At 68.9% G+C, this 19,267-nt stretch carries 22 protein-coding genes; 4 read left to right on the top strand and 18 right to left on the bottom strand.

The genetic code is table 11. The features are described 5' to 3' along the window. Positions 1 to 96 precede the first annotated feature (96 nt). The 8 genes from ACFXOM_RS28260 to ACFXOM_RS28225 form a co-directional block, all read right to left on the bottom strand. Positions 97 to 1,893, bottom strand: a complete 1,797-nt coding sequence (locus tag ACFXOM_RS28260; RefSeq protein ID WP_385039923.1) for a hypothetical protein — start codon at positions 1,891 to 1,893, stop codon at positions 97 to 99. A gap of 295 nt (positions 1,894 to 2,188) precedes the next feature. Continuing rightward, a complete protein-coding gene (locus ACFXOM_RS28255; RefSeq protein WP_385039920.1) occupies positions 2,189 to 2,428 on the bottom strand; it encodes a hypothetical protein in 240 nt (79 codons plus the stop codon). A gap of 171 nt (positions 2,429 to 2,599) precedes the next feature. After that, positions 2,600 to 2,872, bottom strand: coding sequence for a hypothetical protein (locus ACFXOM_RS28250; protein WP_385039917.1), 273 nt, complete (start codon positions 2,870 to 2,872; stop codon positions 2,600 to 2,602). A 361-nt stretch (positions 2,873 to 3,233) separates the two neighbouring features. Further along, positions 3,234 to 3,884 (bottom strand): hypothetical protein, encoded by a 651-nt coding sequence (locus ACFXOM_RS28245; RefSeq protein WP_385039914.1) that lies wholly within the window; start codon positions 3,882 to 3,884, stop codon positions 3,234 to 3,236. 355 nt (positions 3,885 to 4,239) lie between these two features. Next, positions 4,240 to 4,830: a hypothetical protein gene (locus ACFXOM_RS28240; protein ID WP_385039911.1), complete on the bottom strand. Its 591-nt coding sequence runs from the start codon at positions 4,828 to 4,830 to the stop codon at positions 4,240 to 4,242. A 112-nt stretch (positions 4,831 to 4,942) separates the two neighbouring features. Continuing rightward, the gene (locus ACFXOM_RS28235) at positions 4,943 to 5,296 is read right to left on the bottom strand and encodes an HNH endonuclease signature motif containing protein (protein WP_358278734.1); all 354 of its coding nucleotides are present in this window, start codon (positions 5,294 to 5,296) and stop codon (positions 4,943 to 4,945) included. Between the two features lie 113 nt (positions 5,297 to 5,409). After that, the gene (locus ACFXOM_RS28230) at positions 5,410 to 6,885 is read right to left on the bottom strand and encodes a DNA-methyltransferase (protein WP_385039908.1); all 1,476 of its coding nucleotides are present in this window, start codon (positions 6,883 to 6,885) and stop codon (positions 5,410 to 5,412) included. Between the two features lie 144 nt (positions 6,886 to 7,029). Further along, positions 7,030 to 8,094 (bottom strand): hypothetical protein, encoded by a 1,065-nt coding sequence (locus ACFXOM_RS28225; protein WP_385039906.1) that lies wholly within the window; start codon positions 8,092 to 8,094, stop codon positions 7,030 to 7,032. 346 nt (positions 8,095 to 8,440) lie between these two features. Between ACFXOM_RS28225 and ACFXOM_RS28220 the strand changes: the two genes are divergently transcribed. Next, complete coding sequence (locus tag ACFXOM_RS28220; protein ID WP_385039903.1) at positions 8,441 to 8,611, top strand: hypothetical protein; 171 nt, start codon at positions 8,441 to 8,443, stop codon at positions 8,609 to 8,611. A gap of 100 nt (positions 8,612 to 8,711) precedes the next feature. Here ACFXOM_RS28220 and ACFXOM_RS28215 read toward each other — a convergent pair whose 3' ends face one another. Continuing rightward, positions 8,712 to 9,194: a hypothetical protein gene (locus tag ACFXOM_RS28215; protein WP_385039900.1), complete on the bottom strand. Its 483-nt coding sequence runs from the start codon at positions 9,192 to 9,194 to the stop codon at positions 8,712 to 8,714. Positions 9,195 to 9,393: 199 nt separating this feature from the next. Between ACFXOM_RS28215 and ACFXOM_RS28210 the strand changes: the two genes are divergently transcribed. Then, positions 9,394 to 9,669 (top strand): hypothetical protein, encoded by a 276-nt coding sequence (locus ACFXOM_RS28210; RefSeq protein WP_385039897.1) that lies wholly within the window; start codon positions 9,394 to 9,396, stop codon positions 9,667 to 9,669. Positions 9,670 to 9,831: 162 nt separating this feature from the next. Here ACFXOM_RS28210 and ACFXOM_RS28205 read toward each other — a convergent pair whose 3' ends face one another. The 4 genes from ACFXOM_RS28205 to ACFXOM_RS28190 form a co-directional block, all read right to left on the bottom strand. Beyond that, on the bottom strand, positions 9,832 to 10,128 hold the full coding sequence (locus ACFXOM_RS28205; RefSeq protein WP_385039894.1) for a hypothetical protein: 297 nt from the start codon (positions 10,126 to 10,128) through the stop codon (positions 9,832 to 9,834). Positions 10,129 to 10,443: 315 nt separating this feature from the next. Then, positions 10,444 to 10,842 (bottom strand): hypothetical protein, encoded by a 399-nt coding sequence (locus ACFXOM_RS28200; RefSeq protein ID WP_385039891.1) that lies wholly within the window; start codon positions 10,840 to 10,842, stop codon positions 10,444 to 10,446. Then, positions 10,839 to 11,687, bottom strand: a complete 849-nt coding sequence (locus tag ACFXOM_RS28195) for an IS5 family transposase (RefSeq protein WP_385039889.1) — start codon at positions 11,685 to 11,687, stop codon at positions 10,839 to 10,841. Before ACFXOM_RS28195 ends, ACFXOM_RS28200 begins: the two co-directional genes overlap by 4 nt. Positions 11,688 to 11,769: 82 nt before the next feature. Further along, positions 11,770 to 12,669 (bottom strand): alpha/beta fold hydrolase, encoded by a 900-nt coding sequence (locus tag ACFXOM_RS28190; RefSeq protein ID WP_385039886.1) that lies wholly within the window; start codon positions 12,667 to 12,669, stop codon positions 11,770 to 11,772. Positions 12,670 to 13,437: 768 nt separating this feature from the next. Here ACFXOM_RS28190 and ACFXOM_RS28185 point away from each other — a divergent pair. Then, on the top strand, positions 13,438 to 13,827 hold the full coding sequence (locus ACFXOM_RS28185) for a DUF6221 family protein (RefSeq protein ID WP_385039884.1): 390 nt from the start codon (positions 13,438 to 13,440) through the stop codon (positions 13,825 to 13,827). Between the two features lie 306 nt (positions 13,828 to 14,133). Further along, positions 14,134 to 14,463, top strand: a complete 330-nt coding sequence (locus ACFXOM_RS28180) for a hypothetical protein (RefSeq protein ID WP_385039881.1) — start codon at positions 14,134 to 14,136, stop codon at positions 14,461 to 14,463. 6 nt (positions 14,464 to 14,469) lie between these two features. Here ACFXOM_RS28180 and ACFXOM_RS28175 read toward each other — a convergent pair whose 3' ends face one another. The 5 genes from ACFXOM_RS28175 to ACFXOM_RS28155 all read right to left on the bottom strand — a co-directional run bounded on the left by ACFXOM_RS28175 (position 14,470) and on the right by ACFXOM_RS28155 (position 19,118). Beyond that, a complete protein-coding gene (locus ACFXOM_RS28175; protein ID WP_385039879.1) occupies positions 14,470 to 15,432 on the bottom strand; it encodes a hypothetical protein in 963 nt (320 codons plus the stop codon). A 436-nt stretch (positions 15,433 to 15,868) separates the two neighbouring features. Beyond that, entirely contained in the window at positions 15,869 to 16,282 is a 414-nt protein-coding gene (locus ACFXOM_RS28170) for a hypothetical protein (RefSeq protein WP_385039876.1), read from the bottom strand. Next, positions 16,279 to 16,635 (bottom strand): hypothetical protein, encoded by a 357-nt coding sequence (locus tag ACFXOM_RS28165; RefSeq protein ID WP_385039874.1) that lies wholly within the window; start codon positions 16,633 to 16,635, stop codon positions 16,279 to 16,281. Before ACFXOM_RS28165 ends, ACFXOM_RS28170 begins: the two co-directional genes overlap by 4 nt. 97 nt (positions 16,636 to 16,732) lie before the next feature. Then, complete coding sequence (locus ACFXOM_RS28160) at positions 16,733 to 18,064, bottom strand: DNA cytosine methyltransferase (RefSeq protein ID WP_385039871.1); 1,332 nt, start codon at positions 18,062 to 18,064, stop codon at positions 16,733 to 16,735. A gap of 178 nt (positions 18,065 to 18,242) precedes the next feature. Beyond that, the gene (locus ACFXOM_RS28155; protein WP_385039868.1) at positions 18,243 to 19,118 is read right to left on the bottom strand and encodes a hypothetical protein; all 876 of its coding nucleotides are present in this window, start codon (positions 19,116 to 19,118) and stop codon (positions 18,243 to 18,245) included. Positions 19,119 to 19,267: the final 149 nt, after the last annotated feature.

Genomic DNA, 19,267 nt, shown 5'->3' with positions numbered 1-19,267 from the left:
TGGTGACCCTCAGGCCGAGGGGCTGAATCGATCCTCTGGCACCCGCAGATTCCTGGCCCGCTATCAGCATGGCTACATCCGAGACCGGAAGCCCCTTCAGTTGAGGAGGCCGCGACGTCGCGGCTGGTTCAGCGGCTCCGGCTCGTACACGGCCAGCAGAGCGGCCTCGGCCCGGTCAGGGCTTTTCATTCCGCGGGCCTTCATCGTCTTCTTCGACTCGATGATGCTGAACCCGGCGGTGTTAGATCCGAGCTTGGGCGTGGAGAGCTGGATGCCGGCCTGTCGGTCGACGCGGAGTCGCAGTCGGCCGGTGCCGGTCGCGGGGTCCGGCTGGAGGAGCGCCCTGGTGGCGAGCCACATCTCGTCTCGCTTCCGGTACGGCCGCATAACGGCGCCCGGGTCGTCCTGCGACGGGGACTCGGAGACCATCACGCCCACGATCTGAGCCTCGTGGGTGCCGTTCTCCGCCCAGACCTCCAGCATGCTGGTGGCGCCGTGACCGATGCCGTTCTTGTCGATCTTCACGCGGACGGGGTGGGGCGAGTTCAGGGCGTTGGCGAGGCGCTGCGCCGCGCGGATCTCCTCCAGGATCTTCTCGGCGACCTTGACCTGGTTGTCGTTGGCTATGCCGGAGCTGGCGTGACGCATCTCGATCGCGTCGCCCACGGCCCTGTAGATCGTGAATTCGTCGCCACCGTCGGCGGCGACGTCGACGCCGAGGCGGACCCAGGCGCCTTCGCGCACGGTGTGCTTGGCGGTCTCCCCTTCCAGGCCGAGGTCACACAGTCGGTGCCAGCCGGGCCCGGTCGGGTCGTCGTTGTTCTGGGCGTCCTCGACCCAGGTCACGGGTATCGCGAGGCCGCCGCCGCCCTTCGGGAAGCGGGCGTGCACCTTGGCGATGACGTACGGGTGGTCTTCGCCGTACTCGCGGATCGTGCGGTCCACCCATTCCTGATCAGGGAGGTGGATGGCAAGGGAGTGTGGGGGCACGCCGTCGGGACAGTCGTTGCAGTACGGTACCCGTTCCTTGGTGATGGCCGGGGACGCGAACGTCGCGATGGGGATCGTGACCGTGGACGGTTCTTCGGGGTCTTCGCCTTCCTCGCACAGCGTCTCGAACCAGGACCGCGGGTCGTCCATCGCGGGGTTGCCGATGGCCAGCATCCGCGCGTCACCGGTGAGCAAGTTGTTCGTGCCGTTGCCGATGGTGCGGGCGATACCGCCGGCCTCGTCGACGACGATGAGCAACTTCGGCGTGCCGTGGATGCCCTGCATCGCCGCTTCGTCGTTCTCGGGCGCCGTGAAGCCGTACGCCACGATGACGTCATTGCCCCACTGATCAGGGATTTTCCACTGGGTGGTGTCGCAGTATCCCGGCAGGCCCGCGCGGGCGACGGTCTTCCGGATGTGGGGCCAGAGTTGGTTTCGGACCTGCCGGAATCTCGTCGCGGTGGTGACGATGACCATTGTCCCGGGGGCGTTGACCGCCCCGGCCCACGCGACCAGGCGCCCGGCGATCCAGGTCTTGCCGACGCCGAAGCCGGCCGGGACGGCGATGCGCTTGTTGAATGGGACGGCGTCGACGATCTCGCGCTGACGGCTCCAGATGCTTTCGCCGAGGACGTCCTCGATGAAGCCGCTGGGGGTGTCGTGCCAGAGCCCGTACATCGAGCCGGTGGCCCGCTCGACCTCCCGCATGACGTGCGGCCGTTCGCGGGCGGTGATCTCGTGCTTGAAGGCGTGGCGCCTGGCGGCCACGGGGGCGCGGAGGAGGAGGTCGGCGACGCTGGAGGCGTCCCGGGAGACGACGCCCGGCTGACGCCCGTTCCGCAGCTCCCGGGCGGGTGGGACCACGCTGGGGCGGGTGGTGGGCGAGAGCTGCGTGCGGGACATGGCGGGGAAGGTGCCGCCCGCGGGGATCTAGTGTCGCGGCCTGGCCGGGGCCCATGCCCAGACCGCCGACCAGGCCGCGGGGTCCGGCACGGACCCGAGAACGAACTGCTCACCTCCCGCCTTCGGAGTGGGTGGCCGTGCCGGAAGTCTGTCGCCGGGGTGCGGTCCTGCACCGGGGAGGTGGAGCAGGACCGTCACCCCGGCTGAGGGGGATGCGGCCGGAGTGCTTTCCCCGAGGGGGTGTCGGGGTCAGAGGGCCAGCCGCACTCTGTAGTACGTCGCGCGCCGGGTTCTGTTACGCCTGGTCGGCGGTCGGCGGCTTCTTGATCCAGAAATCGGCGCGGAAGTCGTCGAAGGGGACGCGATCCATCAGCAGCAGGCGCTCGAGGCTGATCGGCTGGGGGGCGAAGGTGACGGGGATTCTCGGCGCGGTGCCGTCAAGGACGTCGAGGTCGATACTCGCGGTCAACAGCCACGCGGGCAGCTTGCCCTCGACGGCCTTCACGCGGGCCTTCTCCTCCTCGCTCAGCGGCACGCCCCAGGGGCGCGTGTCGAGGGGGCGGTGACCTCGGCGACGCTGAATGGGAAGCGGTTCGTCACCGAGGCCTCGGCAGACGGCTTCGGGGGCTGGCTCGTCCTCTCGATGAGGGCCAGGACCGCGGCGACGGCCGCGCACCCGAGGCAGCACTCCTCCTTGGCGCCCTCATCAGCGGCCGCGGGTTCCGACGTCTCCTCGGCGGCCGGCTCCTCGGCGGCCGCGGCCCGGGGGGGCGTCGAGACTGGCGAGCAGGTCCTGCTCCTCCTCGGCCCGCCGTATCGACTGCCGGAAAATCTCCATCTCCGACTCGACGACACTCCGCTCCAGCGGGGAGAGCTGGAACCACGGGGTGGAGTCCTGTCCGGCGCTCTGGAGGAACGCCCGGCGGGTCTCGTAGAAGTGCCGGGTCAGGTTCGGCGGGAGCATCGTGCGCGGGGGCATGGATCGCATCGTCATGTCTGGGGGAACGCCAACGGCCGGATTCTGTGACACCCCTGCCCTCGCCGCCCTGTTGCTGCTGCCTCGCTTGGGGGCCGGTTCGAGGGTCTTCGGAGGCGCTGCACGCCGATGCCTGAGCGAAGCGAAGGCATCGGAACTCTTACTTCATTGTGGTGCTTGATCTTGTTACTAAAGGGGCCTGATCTACCGGCGACCGGACTGCCGGTGTCCGTCCCACCGGAAGCCGGATTTCCAGGCCCCGGTGACCGGGGCCTGATAATCAGGCTCCGGCGTGACCTGCGGGCAAAAGGGAAGGCCGGTCCCGAAGGTGCTCAGGACCGGCCTGGAGGGTGCGGCGGATCGGTCAGCGCTTGGCGGCGCGCTCGCGGGCTGCGCGGGCGGCTGCCTGCTGCTGCCAGATCAGCTTCTTCTGCACGCCGGCGTGCTCGGCGATCCTCGGCCCATCCCAGCCGTACGGCTCCTCCGACAGGGCGAGCGCGGCATCCCGCATGAACACCACGGCGGCGCCGCGGCGGGCGCGCGCCTCGGCGACGACGGTGGCCAGTTTCGGCAGCTTCTTGTCGGCGTCCTCGACGAACGGCACGCCCGCCTCCTGGGCCGCCTTGACGAGCTCGGTGCCCGGGAGATCGGGTACAGGCCGCAGTTCGTAGTGCCCGCTGTCGGTGCGCACCCGCTCGGGGCCGCCGTAGAAGGCCTTGCTCAGGACCTCTCGGTAAGCGGTCGGCGTGACACCGATCGCTCCGGCGAGGCCGGGAACGTGCTCGTAGAACCACAGGGAGGCCACGGCCTTGTCGCGGTCGTCGAGGTGTAGCGCGACCTCGGCGTCTGCCTGGCGGATGATCTCGGCTGCCCGCTCGATCCGGTCGTCTGGGCGGGTGATCCGGCCCAGCTCCTCGGTCACGGCGCGCTCCGCGGCCTCGCGGAGGGCCTTGAAGTCGGTCTTCTGGATCTTCTTCTTCGAGTAGGTGATCCCGGCCTTGGGCATGGCTGCCATTCCCGTCTCAAGCTGTGGCGCGGGGCTGCGCCTCACGCCGACTGGAGTAGCCCCCGCCTGCGTACAGCCGGAAATGCTACAGCCACGAGAGCGGCGTGTCAGGGGGAGGCGCGACGCACCGGCACTGACCTGCATCGGAGCACGGCGAACGCGACGCCGCCCGCGATCAGAACTCGGCCTTGGCCGTCTCGCGCCCGGGTCTGGCCGGGAGCTGGGTCGCGGGGCGTGTCCGTGATCGCGATCCTCCCGAGGCCGAGGTTCGGCCCCTGGGGGAGACGGATCACCCAGAGGAGCCACGGCCCGAGCCGCAGTCCCCGCGGCCGCCGTACGCGGGTCTTCATCGTGATCTGGGGGCTCACTGGGTGCCGTCCTTCCGCTTTGCCTCGCGCCCGGCCTTGCGGTGCTGGTAGTCGGCCCACTCGTCCCGCGGCAGCAGCGCGCACATGATCAGCGACAGGCGCCCGACGACGACCTGCAGGCCGTTCCTCTTGGCGTTGGCCTCCGGCCCGTACCGGGCGAAGCCGATCGCGAAGAACGCCGGGTAGTTCTCCCGGCGTACGAGGTACACGCCGGCGGTGAACCGGCCGACGTCGACGAAGTGCGGCCGCCGGATGGACGTGAACAGCTCCAGCACGAGGAACACGGCGGCGGCGCTCAGCGACCAGCACCACCCCAGCGCCAGGGTGATCAGCACGCTCACGGTCCATTCGCCGGCGCGGTACCGGCGTTGCGGCGTCCAGAACGGCGACCGGAAGCGGATAGTGCCCGGGAGCGTCTGGTACCCGAAGATGCTGGTGGCGTCGCCCTCCCAGGAGTAGTGCATGGTCGACCGGTCGGAGTGCGAGGCCTTGTGCGGGCCGTCGTGGTCGGCGACGCGCTGGCACTGCCAGCCCTGGGAGCCGACGAGCGCTGCCGGGATCGCGGCGCACTGGCGACGGCGCTTCATCGCCGCCCCCAGGAGCACAAGGACTCGGCCACCGCGTCGAAGAGGCCTTCCACCGCGGCGCCGATCCAGTCGGTTCGGGACGCCGAGTGACCGCGGGTGCGGCGGCGGCGCTTCATCGGGCGGCCGCCACGGTCGTGGCGCGGACGCCGTCCGGGGTGAGCCGGTACTCGCTGCCGTCCGGGTAGCGCACCAGGACCTCGCCGGGGAGCTGCGGCCGGCGCACCTTCCACCCGGCCTCGTACGACTCCCGCGGGTTGTCCTCGAACCAGCCGTTGCACACGGTGCAGGCAGTCAGGAGGTTGTGCGCCTGGTTGATCCAGGGCTCCCGCGCCCCGCCCATGCCCCTGTTCACGCGGTGGTGGACGGTCAGGTTCTCCAGCGCTCCGCAGCGCACACAGGCGCCGCCGTCGCGGTCGTAGACCATGGCTTTCACCACGTCGGTGGGGCCGGTCCGTCGTCGTGCCACAGCACTGGTCTCCTCGTCTGCCCCGGGCGCCGGACCGCTGAGTCGCGGTCCTGGTCGGGCACGCCCCGGGCGAGGCGGGGAGAGTGAAGGGCCGACGAACCTTGCGTCGCGCCCTACCCCCGGGCGTCCCTGCGCAGCCGGAGGCGGCACAGCTCGGCGTACTCGGCCTTGGCCTCCACGCCCATGGAGTCGAAGCCCTCCAGCCGGGCGGCCTCGAGCGTCGTGCCGGTACCGGCGAACGGGTCCAGGACGAGCCCGCCGGGCGCGGTGAGCAGCCGGACCAGCCACCGCATCAGCGCGACCGGCTTCACCGTGGGGTGCACGGTGCCGTCCGGCAGACGCGGCCGCTCGCTGCTGGGGGCCTTGGCCTGGTAGCGGAACGCCGGGTAGAAGCGGGAGGCGCCGCCGGAGTTCGCGCCTCGGACCGGCTTGCACGCGGTCTGGCCCTTGAAGTCGCCGTACACGTCGCGGAACTTGTCGGCGTTACGGCGCCGCGGGTTCGCCCCGGAGGTGAGCCGCCCCGACTGGCCGTCCAGCTCGGCGACCGGGCACCCCTCCGCGCAGCCGTCCGCGCAGCCGTCGACGATCCATCCCGCCTCGTCGACGGCCCATGCGTGCGACAGCAGCACGTTGGTCGGCCAACGCCCCTCGGCGTCGCCTGGCGGGGTCTTGCACGCCGCGGTGTTCATCGCGCCGGTGCCGTACGCCAGGACGTTGGAGGCGACGGTGCCCTCGAGCGGCTTCCGTGCCAGGACGATCGGCTCATGGCCGGGCTTGAGAGCGGTGTTCCAGCCGTCCCAGCGGGCGGCCTCGGCGGTCGCCGGCGCGGTCACGTCGAACGTGTCGGACTGGAGCTGGGGGAACACCCCAGAGTCGCCCCGGGCCCGGTGCCCCTTGCCGATGACCTCCCGGTCCTCCCACGCCTCCCCGGGGGCGCTCTTCCGCCCGTTCAGCTCGTGCACTAGGTCCTCGACGAGGATCGGGGCCTCGAACCCCATCTCCGCCTTCAACTGCTCCCACTGCTCGACGGTCGGGACGGCAGCGGTCTTGGTCTGCGTCGTCCAGTGCTGCGCCATGCCGTTGAAGCCGAACAGGGCGTCGATCTGCGGGTTCGTCCAGCCGACGGAATCGCGGAGGGCGGCGAACTCGGCGGTGAAGCGGCGGCGGGCGGGGTGGTCGTCGCGGCGTCGGTCGATCAGCTTCCCGACGTCCTGTCCCTTGGGGAAGCCGGTGCCGTACAGCCAGTGCAGGGAGTCACGGATCTCGAATCCGGCGTCCTCGACGGCCACGGCCATGCGGTGGTAGGTGCGGGTCGCGCCGAACGCGGCCAGGTGTCCGCCCGGCTTGAGGACGCGGAAGCACTCCGCCCACATGTCCACGCTGTAGGCGATGCCGGAGGCGTCCCACGCCTTCCCGAGAAACCCCAACTCGTACGGCGGATCGGTCACGACCGCGTCCACCGAGGCGTCGGGGAGGACTCGAAGGTGGTCGAGGGCGTCCGCGCAGTGGACGACCGGCTCGGGACCCGTCAGCTCCTCCACAGGTATCAGGGCTTCCTGCCTGGCGGGGGCGAGGTTCGTTGCCGTCACGAGGTTCGTCCGTCCTGCCCCGGCTCGTCGGACCGGCCAGGAACGGCGGCCGCGGGAGGACGGCTGGAGCGAGGAAGGACCATGGGGCGCCGAGGAGGCTTACGTCGCGATCAGGCGCGCGTGACACTCTGCCGCGGCGGGTTTCTACAGCCTTCCGGGCTGTAGGAACCCGCTCATGGGCTGCCGCCACTCGTTGGTGGCGTCACGCCGTCGGAGCACCTCGTGTACGACCGCCCCCGCCTCCCTGTCGAAGGCGCCGTCCTGGAGCGTCACTCGGTGGCACACCATGTCGCTGCTCTCTTCCTTGAAGTCCATCCACTTGCCGCTGTCGTACCGCTTCCAGTGGCGGTGGACCTCAAGGACCCCGAAGGCCTCCAGCGGCCGGTGCGTCTCGTACGCGTCCCGGCCGAGGCCGTAGAAGCCGTGGCGCACGTTACTCAGCACGAAGCCGAGGGTTATCGGTGTCCCGCCCTCCGGCGTCACCTTCATGCCGTCGAACTTCAGGACGTCGAACCACATCAACATGGCGGCGATCTCGCTGTTGGTGAGCGCGTAGATCCAGCCGTTGGTGAAGAACCCCACGGGGATCTCCAGGAAGAGCTCGGCATCCGTCGGCACCGTGTACGCGATGCTCGCTGCGCCGGTGTCCTTGCTCTTCCCGTTCTCGCACAGGAGCAGGACGCCGCGGCTGACCTGACCCTTGACCCCGGTCGCCGATCTCAGCAGCTCCATCCCCTCCAGCGTCTTCATCGCCTGGGTGATCTGCCTCAGCTTGTTCGTGCGGACCGAGGAGGCCTGAACACCGGGGCCGGCGTACTTGGCGACGGTCGCCACCAACCCCTCCCACGAGTCGGTCGTCTGGGCGTTCGGCTCGATCGGGTACGGCTGGGGCCACTCCTTCCCGATTGCTGCCTCGCACTGCGCCGCGAACAGCATCACGAGGTAGAGCTTCAGGCTGAGCCCCTTCGGCGTGATCATCTGGGCGGAGAAGGGGCGCTCGGACCTAGGCAGAGGCTTGCGCTCGTTCTCGACCGTCCCGCCGAACTTCTCCAGCCGCACGAAGGACCGCCGGACGCGCACGGTCTTCGGCTTCCTGCCCCGCTCGTAGATCTCCCGAGCCTTCCGGACCGCCTCGGGGAGGTCGTTCCCCATCAAGGCCGTCAGTTGCTCCATGCGGACCTCGACCTTGCCGTCCCTTTCAAGGGCCACAGCCCCGGCCTCCTCAAAAAAAACTGCTACGGTTTATCCGCTACCGATTGATCCGTATGCCGGGTTGCTAGTCCAGTTACCCATCTCCTGGTTTCAGCTCCATTTACGTGAGACTCGACGCATGCGGATCAATCCGTAGGCCAGTGTACCCCGAGGGCCTGTCAAGCCCACGCACCATGGATCTCACGAGCTGGAACCCTCCAGCCGTAGAAGTCCCGCAGGCCCCGGGCAGAGAGCCGGCAAGCAGAACTGCCCTGGGCCTGCGCCTACAGGAAAGAGGTGGTCCATCCTGACTACCAACGACGGTACCCCAGCAGATCCGGCACAGCACCAGCCTGTCGTCTCCGTGAGCAGGAGGCGCTCCGAGGGGGCGTTCGGCTGGTGCCAGCTCGGATTCTCCGCACTTTGCGTCGGTTCCGGAGTCGCCCTGTGCTTCACCGGCTTCCCCTTCGTCGGCGGCCCGCTCATCACCGCCGGAACCTGCCTGCAGATCAAGGTCGAGGTTAACCTCCGCTGATCTTGAAGGCCGGGGGCGTGGAGGTGCTGCCCTCCACGCCCCCGCCAGTTCCCGGCACTCTGGGGGCGATCGCGGGCGGACGCGGTCGGGTCTCCTCACATCACCCGAGTCGAGCGGTGCGGTGTTCGGCGAGCGCTCGCTCGAGGGCGTCGAGCATCGTGACGATGTCGTCGACCTTCACGTAGGAGACCCCGAACGTCACGGTGCCGTCGGCGTTCACGTCGAACTCGTACTCCGCGTAGGTCTGCTCGTCCTCGTAGTGGTACTGGCCGGGCTCCGCCTCGGCGAACCCTCCCGGCCCCTCATCGAACCAGTCCGCGCCCCAGCACTCCGTCATGGCCGTGCCGACCGCGGTCTTCGGGACGTTCTCGAACTCGATCGTCGCGCGGCCGTGGTCGTCGAGGCAGACCTTCCCCCCGCCTTCCCCGGGCGTCGTCCACCGCAGGGCGGGTCCGAAGCACTGGCACCGGGTGGCGGGCGTGAGGGCGGGGAACGCCGCGGTGAAGGCATCCTGAGCCGTCTCCTGGTGTAGCTCCCACGCCCCGTACCAGCTCTCGAGAGCCTTCTGGACGTTTGTTTGCACGTCTTCTCCCGTCTGCCCAGGTCACGGGGCTGCCGGGTGGCGGCCGCGGGACGCGCCCTGAGCGACGGCGCACCGTGCCTACGTCGGCGTGCTTACGTCCGGGAAAACTCCAGGGCAGACGGTGAGACGTCGATCACCTGCGGAACATCGTCCCGAACCTTTGCGCTACCTGGATGGGACATCACCCGATATTCCTTACATGCTCTACTTTCCGAGCATTGCCCTGATATGGGCGGAAGCCGGTATGCGCGTGTTGGACACACCCGAGCGTCGGCGGTACGACGGGGCGCAGGCGAAGCTCCAGGCGGCCAAGGGGCACGCCACGGATCACGAGGTGCGCGAAGCGCATCGCAAGTCGGCTGCTCTGCTGAAGCAGCACCGCCCGGAGAACGAGGCGGACCCGTACTGCGTTTTAAGCGGGAACCCGTGGCCGTGTTCGACTGCCGAGTACCTGATGTGCACGGTCGGCGCGTAGAGGCGAAACGGGGCCCCACACCTGCCATGACGAGGGGCCCCGCGCGCTGTGTCCACGGGGAGGCGGGCACGTCACCAGGACCAACGCCCTGGGCGTGCCGGGGTTACGGCTGCGCCCCGGCCGCGGGTGGTGCGGCCGGGGCGCAGTTGCGCAGTCGAGGGGCTACGCGTCGGTGCCGCCCGTGCTGGAGCACTCGGGGTCGAAGATGTTGCATCCGCCGTCGCTCGGGTCCGACGGCATGGGCGCGGTCGGGGTCGGGCCCGGCTCCGTCGAGTCGTCCCGTACGGCACCGAGCACGCCGAAGACGACCGTGGCGAGCAGGTTGACCACGAGCAGCACCAGGATGGCGCGGCTGTACCGGATGTAGGTGCGGCAGTTGCCGTCCGAGATGAGTTCGGCGGGCTCCAGCTCGGCCGGGCACGGGGAGCTGCGGGCGGGCTTGGGGGAGGGTTCTGACACGGTGGGTCCTTCGGTTCGGGTACTGGGCAGGCGGACCGTGTCCGACTCGAACGGCTTGCGTCGCGCGCTGGCCGAGCCCCGCTTCGGGGCGGTCACCCCTTGCCCAGAGAGATGCGGGGCTGGGGGCGTCGCGGGGTCCTATGCCTGATGCTCCGGACGGCGTTAGGGGCCATGGCGCGGTGTGGACTGACCGGGCTGGTGAATGATGACCTTCAGCGCACCAACAGGGGGGGCAAAGCGATGAGAGGGCAGTCTGTGAGTTGATGTCCGTTTGCCGGTGAGGCTGGGGCAGGAATGCTGGTCAGGTTCCGTCAGCTACTGCTTTCTGGCGAAGCTTCCGGTGTCGGCCTCGGTGAGGACGTCGAGCTTGACCAGGCGTTTCAGCTTGGCTCGGGTGCCTTCGATGTTCTTCGGCAAGAGTTCGTGGTCGAGGGCTTCGCAGACGTCTCGGGCCCGCAGTGGTCCGGTTGTGTGGTTGAAGACGGCGAGGATGCGGGGGTAGTCCGGGTGCTCGGGCAGGTCTGGCGGGACGGCCGGGAGCCGGTCGGCGAGGCCCGTGACGGTCTTCCGGGTGATCGCGAGGTCTTCGAGGTGGGTCTCGGCCTCCCGCAGCCGGCCCTGTAGTTCGTGGATCTGGGTGCGGAGGTCGTCGGCCAGGGCCTGAGCGGCGTTCTCCTGGATACCGAGTGCGTCGAGGAGCGGCTGGATGTTCACGCGGCCGCCGTCCGAGGAGTGCGCCAGGTAGGAGTATTCACGCTGGTGAGGCGGCGGGCCATGACGTGGGTCATGGCCCAGTAGACGCGGGAGGCGGAGGAGGCCGGGCGGTGTTCGTAGTCGCGGACCAGGCGCCGGTGCAGTATCAGGATCCCGTAGGTTTGCTCGACCCTCCACCGCTTCGGCTGCGGGACGAATCCCGCCTCCTGCGGGTTGCGTTGGACGATCTCGACGTCGATGCCGAGATGGTCGCCGTGCGCGACAACCTGATTCTTGAAGCCCTGGTCGACCAGGGCCTTTTCGACGGTTCCGCCGGTGTGTTCGGCGACCTGGTCGAGCAGGGCGACGCCGGCGGCGTTGTCGTGGGCGCTCGCGGCCAGCACGGTGACGGCGATGACCAGGCCGAGCACGTCCACGGCCAGGCCCCGCTTGCGGCCCGGGACCTTCTTCGCGGCGTCCAGGCCGGTTGTGGAGGCGGGGACCCCCGCGGCCGCGTGGACGCTCTGGGTGTCCAGGACCACCAGGGTCGGGTCCTCTAATCGGCGGGCCCTCTCACGGACCTGGCAGCGCAGGAGTTCGTGGATGACCTGGTCGGTTCCGTCGTCCCGCCAGGCTGCGAAGTAGTAGTACGTCGCGCTCTTCGGCGGCAGATCGTGCGGGAGGTAGGCCCACTGGCAGCCGGTCCGGCCCTGGTAGAGGATCGCGTTCACGATCTCCTTCATGGCGTAGGCGCCCTGGTGGCCACTGACCGAACGGTGCCGGTCCTTCCACGCTGTGATCACCGGTTCGATTAATAACCACTGCTCGTCCGATAAGTCACTCGGGTACGGCTTGCGCTCACTCACCCCGCCACCCAATCAGACCACCATCTGCGAGCCGCGGATTCCTCCCCCATCCCACACCATCAGGCGACGACGGCATCACTCCTCACGGACCGCTGCCTGCCGTGGCTTCCGCCCGTGCGGTGCTCGGTTCCGACTCGAACCACTCCAGCATCCGCTTGTTGACATCGTCCGGATGGTCGAGCATGACCCAGTGGCCGCCCTGGACGGTCTCCACGCGACACTCGGCGTCCATGTATCGAGGCGTGTCGATGGCCTGGGTCTTCCAGAGGAACGCGTCATCCTCCGGAAAGATCACCATGGTCGGCACTGCACAGTTTGGGTAAACTTCTCGATCTCTGGCGTAAGCAAGATAACCCAAAGGCACAGGGTTGGCCCTGTCGTAGTTGAGCCACTGGATGCGACCGGTCTGCTTGATCGCCTCGATGACCGAGTCCCTCTCCGGATGCTGGATCAGGAACTTACGCAAGAGTGCGAAGTCGTTCGCCATGTAGAGCTCTTCTGTCCCTTCCAGACAGTGCATGTACATGTACCAGTTCTCTTTCAGGGCCTCGCGCATTCGCTCCGGGGTTTCAAAGGCCTGCCCGTAGAAACATCGTACGTGGCCAACCGAGATGGCGATATGCTTGCGGAACAGCTCCGGCCGCATCAGGGCCATGGACCAGGTAATGGCCGCCCCCCAGTCATGGCCCACCAGATTGACATTTTGAAGCTTGAGGGTTTCGGCGATCTCAAACATGTGACCGATGATCTTCTCGATCTGGTAGTGAGTAACCTCGGCCGGTCGATCCGTCCTGCCGTAGCCAAGAGTATCTGGGACGATCACGCGGTAGCCGGCCTTAAGCAGTGCCGGCACCTGATACTTCCAGCAGCTGCCGTCGTCCGGCATTCCGTGCACCAGCATGGCGACCTTGTCACCTGCCCCCTGATCGCTGACGTGATAGCTGTAGCCGCCGATACTCAGAGACTTGCCGGGCAGACTCATGGCACTTCTCCTCTGACTCTTGTCCATTTCTCGCCGCTTGCCCGACTAACCTGTGCCCGATTCGGGAAGTCGGGGAGAATTGTTTCGATGCTTTGGGTTGGCGTGGGTTGATCGCCACGAAACTTACGGGCAAGCAGAAATTCCAACAGAGGGAGGCTCGCAAGAGGCAGCTGAAGGAAAAATCGGGACTCATAGCTGAATCGCTAGACGAATTCGATGGATCGCTCCATCACTTCCTTTTCGACCTGCGGGTAGCCTTCCCGGGCTTCCAGTCCGTGGCCGCTGCACTACTGTGACCAGTTTCCCAGCCTGCCGGCCGGTCGTGCAACGCGAAGTCGGCAACGTCAGCGGGCGAACGGCCCTTCCCCTCCCTGCCGCAGGGAGGAGAAGGGGGGCTGGCCCCACGTCGCGTGGCCCACCGCCGAGTTTGACCGCGTGGTCCTGGCCGTCGTGGACGACGTGTTCGACGTGGGCGCGCGAGACGCCTGCGGTGACCGTGCAGAACTCCGTGGTGGGCGCCCAGCTCCTCGATGAGACCCCCGCAGACCATCCCGACGACGCAAAGCCCGGGTCTGCGGAAGAACATCGAAGGCACCCACCCCAAACTGACAGGCCCAGCCACCTCGACACCCTCGCCGAGATCGACACCGGCAGCTTCACCAGGAAGCAGTAGCCGACCGAGCAACGCAACCAGCAGCCTCACTCCCAGTCTCACCCAGAACCGGATATCAGCTCACGAACCGCCCTCTGAGAAATTTCGAGGGCGCGATGCAGTTCCTCAAGGCCCGTCTTCGCGAGGACGAAGCCGCTGCACGCACAGTGAAGCCCGGCAAGAGCCAGGACCTGGAAAGGTTGAAGGCCCGAGTCCTGGCCGACGTCGAGGCGAAGCGCCAGCTCGTGGCGTGGGTGGAGGACAACTTCGGGACGGCACTGAAGGCGGACGCGGATGCCAGGGGCCTACCCACCTTGAAGAAGGGGGCCGTGCACTTGATCGCCGCTGTCCCTGAGCTTCTCCGTAGTCCGGTGATCGAGAGACTCGTTTGGGCATACGCCAGCCACTCCGACTACGACCCTGCGTGGGGGCTGAGCGAGTACGTGAACGAGGACGAGCCCGATGGGGACAAGCTTCGCAGCCGTACTCGGCGCAGCACCGTCTGACGCGCCACCGGCGGGTGCTCCACGATCAGGCGGGATGTGCGGTCGTTCGGCAGGGGATCGTGGCGGCCGCGACGGTCTTGCGTCGCGCGGTGCCGAATCGGGGCGCTCGCACGTTTCTCGGCCGGCCACGCTGTGATCACGCACGGCGCTGCGCGCCATGGACGGAAGGCGGGGCGGGCCCACGGGACGCCCATGATCACGCTCTCCGGTGCCACCGAGGCCGTCCGCGTCCCCCTGCGAGAGTCGTGCGTTTCGCTTGCCTGCCCGACCCCGGGCGCTCGAGGGTGCTGCGCCTACAGTCGAGGCATGAGCACGATTCCGGAGCCGGAGCAGGCCCGCCCGTGGCGTCCGGAGGACGGACCGAGACCCGAGGTCTGGACGTGGCCGAACGTCGATCGCCCATCGCTGGAGGTGTGGTCGGCCGGGGCCTGGCGGTCCGCGCCGGTCATGGCCCGGCAGAACTGGGTGGACGGCAGCGTGCGCTACCAGGTCGAGGTGGACCTACGCGGCGACACGGCGGTCACGATCCACACGTACAAGTGGCCCCAGCCCGGGTTGAGGAAGGGGCACGCGAGTGGCTCGGAGCCATCCAGGACGGTGGACAATCGGCGTCACGGAGAGACACGGCGAGCCTAGGCAGCGTCAGCGCGCCAGTCTGAGGCGTGCCGTCTCTGCGGCATGGGACGCGGCTTCGATCAGCCCGAGTTCGCCGGCGAGCGTCGACACGAACGCATCGACCGCCTCGATGGCGCGGCCTTCCATGGTGTCGGGCTCAGCGAAGTACGCTGCGAACTCTCCGGCGCCGATGGTCGCCAGGGCTGGCCGACGAGCCTGGTAATCGGCCCAGTCCGACCGAAAGACGGCGCGCACCCGGTCGAGCTCTAGCTCGTCGATCTCCTCGTGTCGAAGGCGGCGGATTGTCTGCTGTCGGGCCTTCCACATCGCGATGTGATGCTGGACGGTGACGGGCCCGAACGGGCCGGTCACCGCTCGTTCGATCCTCGGCATGCCAGGCTGGACTGGCCAGGGCGAGTACAGCTCCGTGAGGACCGCCGTCAGTCTGTCCATGTCGATCCGCCCGGTTCGCTCGCCTTCTTCGAGGACGAGCTGGGCGGCGCGGCGTTGCTTGAGGCTGGCCGACGGGTGGGCGAGTTGCTCGACGATTGCCCGGATGTTCTCGCGTCGCCTGACGGCCGTTGTCTGGCCGGTGGCGCGCGCATGGGTGCGCAAAGCCCGGCGTGCCTGCGGGGTGAGCACCACGGTGTCGTCGATCAGCCACAGGTACAGCACGACCCGGACCAGCGAGCGCTGCGGAATGCGCCCCAGCGGGGAGCGCTTTCGGGCTTCCAGGAGTCTGGCGAACAACTCGCGTTGCTCCCGGGGGAAGACCCGCGGATCGCTGCCGTGCGCACTCGTCTTGCGCGGCTCAGGGTTGGCGAGCAGCCCGTCCTCGATCCAGGAGGTCACCATCCTGGGGCTGGCTTTCACCTCCAGAGCGAGAGCGTCGGCGACCAGATCCTCCGCCGTTCCCTCGACCCATGGGGTGAGCCGATTTCCGTTCATGGCGCCGAACTTACATCGAGATTCGAGGGTCGGGAGCTGCATTCAGCGGACGTCACCCATAAGGCTTGGGGCAGCAGAAACTGCGCCCCGCACCGTATCCCGGCAAGGAACAAGCGGTACGGGGCGCAGCCGACTCATCCCCTGAACGGAGACCGTCATGTTCCACCGTACGCACCGCCACGACCTCAAGCAGCAACGCGCCCGCTCTCGATCCGAAGGCGATTCCTGATGCCGTCGCTGGCCGTGGCGAAGTGGTTTCTGGTTCCTGCTCGCGTACTTCCCGTACTCGTCATCGTCGTCCTGTCGGCCCCGGCGTGGCTGCTCTGGGTGTTCCTCCCGACTGCCCGTCAGGAGATGGTGCTGAAGATGGTCAAGGAGCTGGGGGCGTGGACGTGCGCGATGCCGACCCCCGAGACCGGGCCGCCGGAGGAGGAGCCGCGGCTCCCGCGCCGCCGTCGAGCAGTCGCGGCCGATCCCGTTATTCCGCGTCCGCCTGCCCGTGAGCGGCGGCGCCGGGGGCGCGCCTGAGGGCCTGCCGGATCTTGACCAGGTCGGCACCCTCCCGCTTGCAGCGATCCCACCAGTCGTGCGTCTGTACGGCTGCCGCGGCACTTCGTAGTGCCTCGAACAGCCGGTCGTACTCGGCGGCCTGCCACGGCTCCCAGCCGTCCGTGGCGTCCCATCCGGAGGTTCCCCGGCCCCGCTCCGTCTCCTCCGGCCAACCCTCGTGCCGTACTCGGGACCAGGGGAGGGTTTTTTGGAAGGCATGCAGCTCGGCGTACAGCTCGGCGGCCTGGCGCTGGTGGTCGAGCAGGTCAGAAGGGAAGGTCATCGGGTCGAACTGCGCCGGTTCGCTCGTGGCCGGCGGTGAGGCGGGGGCGGCTGTGCTCATGCCTCGGAGCCTAATTCGAGCGACTGACAGAGCTCCGGCTCGTCGCGCATCGTGGCGTCGGTGTGCGCTGGGGTGTCGGACACCGCTTTGCCCGGCGGGGCCGGTGCGTGCACGGTGATGGCCGGGGCAAGGCGGTCGACGAGGGCCCCGGCGAGCCCGTGGCGGAGGCCTCGCTCGTGGTCGGCGCGGAGCTGCGGGTCGCCGTCGATGATCCGCCAGGCGGCGCGGTCTATCTGCTGCTGGACCGTGATCTCCTCGCCCTCCACAGCGACCGTCGCGGCCAGGATGACGAACGGTCCGAACGGGTTGAAGGTCGCGCCGTGCACGGGGCCGGACGGATCGGGGTTGCTCATGCCCGGGGGAACGCCGGGCCGCCGAGGGCTGTTACGGCCGTCCCGGGAACGCCGGAGCGCCCGGCCTCCGCGGGGTGCGGGACCGGGCGCTCCGGGGCTAGCTGACTAGGTCGTAGTCGTTGGGGCTGAGCATGTCGTCCATCTCGTAGAGCTGGGCGAGGTAGTCGCGCACCAGGGTCTCGCCGAGGCCGCCGAGGACGCCGCTGAGGACGATGGCGGCCATGACCGGGGAGACGACGTCGGCGGCCTGCTGGAAGGCGCTGGAGCGGCTTCCCTGCCACGGATAGGAGCGGCGGAACCCGACGAGCAGCCCGGCCTCGGACTCCGTGAGGCGGTATCCGTCGCTCTCGCGCTTCCAGGTGCGGGACTTGCCGGTAAGGCACCAGGACGGGCCGTCGGCGGAGAAGGTGTTGCCGCCCTTGGCGCGGCCGGTCTTCGGGTCGACGGGGCGGTTGCCGCGGGTGTTGATGCGCTCTCCCGGCTGCCAGCCGAGGGCCTGCGCCATGGTGGTGGTGGGCAGCGGGCGGATGCGGCGGGTGACGGTGGGGGAGTAGGTGCGGGAGGCGATCATGTAGACGCGCTTGCGGCGGGAGGGCAGGCCGTAGTCGGCGGCCTCCTTGATCTCGTGGCTGGTGTAGAACCACTCGGCGCACTGGAACTCGATGGTCAGGTCGCTGATGATCTCCTCGGGCAGGTTGCTGGACTGCTCCATGGCCATCCAGCGGATCGGCGCACCGGCGGCCTGTAGGGCGATCGGCCAGATGGCGACCTCGAGCATGAGCGCGATGCGCGGGTCACTGACGCCCGCGGCCATCTCGCGGACCTCGTCCCAGGTGGCGCCGGAGCGGGGGGCGAAGCCGTCGCCGTGGCATCCCTTGCCGTCGGGGGCGTCCGGGTCGCACTCGCACTCGCCGTCGTCGTAGTCGCTGTGGTGCCAGTCCATGGGGATGAACCCGGCGGTCTCGCCGACGTAGGCGATGGCGTCGCCGAGGATCTGGATGTTGCCCAGCTCCAGGCCGGAGAGCTTGCCGCCCGGGGAGAAGGTGGGGCACGGCGGGCTGATGATGACGGCGACGGTGTGGCGCAGCGCGATGTGCTCGGGGTCGAGGGTGGTGATGTCGGCGCAGATCCGGCGGTGACCGGCGGCGCGGGCGGTGGCGCAGGCGTCCGGGGAGATGTCGACGCCGCATGAGTCGACGGCCACGCCGAGGACGGCGGCGATGCCTTCGGACCAGCCGCCGGGGCCCGCGAACAGCTCGACGACGCGGATCGGGTCGCCGGGGAGCGGGGCGAGGAGCCACTCGGCGGGCCAGGGGGCGGCGGCCTCTTCGAGGATCGGGAGCACCTTGGCGGGGATGGGTAGACCGGCCTTGCGGGCGAGCGTGGCGACGTGGACGGCGGTCTGAACCTTGGCCGGGAGGGTCCTCATTGCGGCGTTCCTTCGTTCGGGACTGTCGGCGGCTGCTCTCCACCAACACGCCTGATAGTACAGCAATGAGACTCACGCAACAGGTGGGCAGGGAAAATACCCGCGTGAGTCTCGCGGCTGCACTATCACGGCCGGGTGCGCCCGGTCCCCCGTGGCCGAAGGGAACCGGGCGCAGCGCTCAGCAGTACCGGGTGGCCGGGCGCTCGCAGTGCCGCCCCTCGTGCTCGGCAATCGGGGTCAGGCACACCGCGCACTTCGGGCCGTCCGCGTCGGCGCCGGACCCCTTGGGCTCGAGGCCGGCCTCGGCGACCAGCCGCGCCCACCGGTCCTCGGCATGCCACCGAATCGCCTTCTCCGCGCAGCACTCCGACCGCCAGCACACGCACCGGTGGCAGTCCTGGCAGTTCTGCCGCCGGTCGCACGCGCACCGGCAGTCACGCGGGCGGCACCCCTCCTTGTGGTCCACCGGGTTCAGCACCGCGGCGAGTAGCGGCAGCGCAGCGTCCAGCATCGCGACCGCGCGGTTGCCCGCCTCCACCGCGTCGAGGAGCGACCGGTTCTCCGCGTGCATCGCGTACAGGGCGCGACCGATCACGGTGGGCGAGTGCCGCGGGCACCCCTCCGTGCCCACCTGCACCTCGGAGCGGCACGTCCGGCAGAACACGCCGAGGAACGGGTGCGGGGCTACGCCCTCCAGCCGGGCCCAGTTGTCGAGGAGCGTGCCGTTCGCCTCCAGGGTGGTGCTCAGCAGCGCGCGGACGCGGTCCAGCTCCCCGAGCAGGTCGCGCACCTCCGGCGTGTCCGCGGCGGCGCGGATCTCCGCCAGCCGGTCGTCGGGCAGCGGGTCCTCGCCGGGGCAGTGCACGGACCACTCGTATCCGTCGACGACTTCCGTCCACATGAGGCGGGTCGGCAGTCCGCCGTCGACGCCGGGCAGCTCTCCCGCCCGAGCGGCGCGTTCCATGACGCGATCGGCGGTGTCGTCTCCGCTGCCGGTGAGCGTGATCTTCTGACGGGTGGCCAGGTTCTTGGCGAGCACGGTGAACTCAGACAACGTCGGGTGTCCTTCCATTGGTGGGGTGGGGGGGGGAGGAGGAGCCGGAGGGGAGAGGGGGGGGGGGGGGGCGGAAGGGGGGGAAGAGAGAGAAGGGAAGAAACGCCGAAGCCCTGCAAGGTGCCGGAAAAAAAAAGGGCGTTGTTGTT

Origin of the sequence: Streptomyces sp. NPDC059169 (assembly GCF_042755225.1) — a bacterium.
Classification (GTDB): Bacteria; Actinomycetota; Actinomycetes; order Streptomycetales; family Streptomycetaceae; genus Streptomyces.
This window is presented reverse-complemented; position numbering and strand designations above follow the sequence as displayed.

Bases quoted from the DNA above. Each gene is read 5' to 3' on its own strand.
- ACFXOM_RS28175 (WP_385039879.1), bottom strand. From the start codon at position 15,432: ATGCAGCTCCCGACCCTCGAATCTCGATGTAAGTTCGGCGCCATGAAC.
- ACFXOM_RS28210 (WP_385039897.1), top strand. From the start codon at position 9,394: ATGCTCTACTTTCCGAGCATTGCCCTGATATGGGCGGAAGCCGGTATG.
- ACFXOM_RS28170 (WP_385039876.1), bottom strand. From the start codon at position 16,282: ATGAGCACAGCCGCCCCCGCCTCACCGCCGGCCACGAGCGAACCGGCG.
- ACFXOM_RS28190 (WP_385039886.1), bottom strand. From the start codon at position 12,669: ATGAGTCTGCCCGGCAAGTCTCTGAGTATCGGCGGCTACAGCTATCAC.
- ACFXOM_RS28250 (WP_385039917.1), bottom strand. From the start codon at position 2,872: ATGCCCCCGCGCACGATGCTCCCGCCGAACCTGACCCGGCACTTCTAC.
- ACFXOM_RS28240 (WP_385039911.1), bottom strand. From the start codon at position 4,830: ATGAAGCGCCGTCGCCAGTGCGCCGCGATCCCGGCAGCGCTCGTCGGC.
- ACFXOM_RS28185 (WP_385039884.1), top strand. From the start codon at position 13,438: ATGCAGTTCCTCAAGGCCCGTCTTCGCGAGGACGAAGCCGCTGCACGC.
- ACFXOM_RS28165 (WP_385039874.1), bottom strand. From the start codon at position 16,635: ATGAGCAACCCCGATCCGTCCGGCCCCGTGCACGGCGCGACCTTCAAC.
- ACFXOM_RS28180 (WP_385039881.1), top strand. From the start codon at position 14,134: ATGAGCACGATTCCGGAGCCGGAGCAGGCCCGCCCGTGGCGTCCGGAG.
- ACFXOM_RS28245 (WP_385039914.1), bottom strand. From the start codon at position 3,884: ATGGCAGCCATGCCCAAGGCCGGGATCACCTACTCGAAGAAGAAGATC.
- ACFXOM_RS28160 (WP_385039871.1), bottom strand. From the start codon at position 18,064: ATGAGGACCCTCCCGGCCAAGGTTCAGACCGCCGTCCACGTCGCCACG.
- ACFXOM_RS28260 (WP_385039923.1), bottom strand. From the start codon at position 1,893: ATGTCCCGCACGCAGCTCTCGCCCACCACCCGCCCCAGCGTGGTCCCA.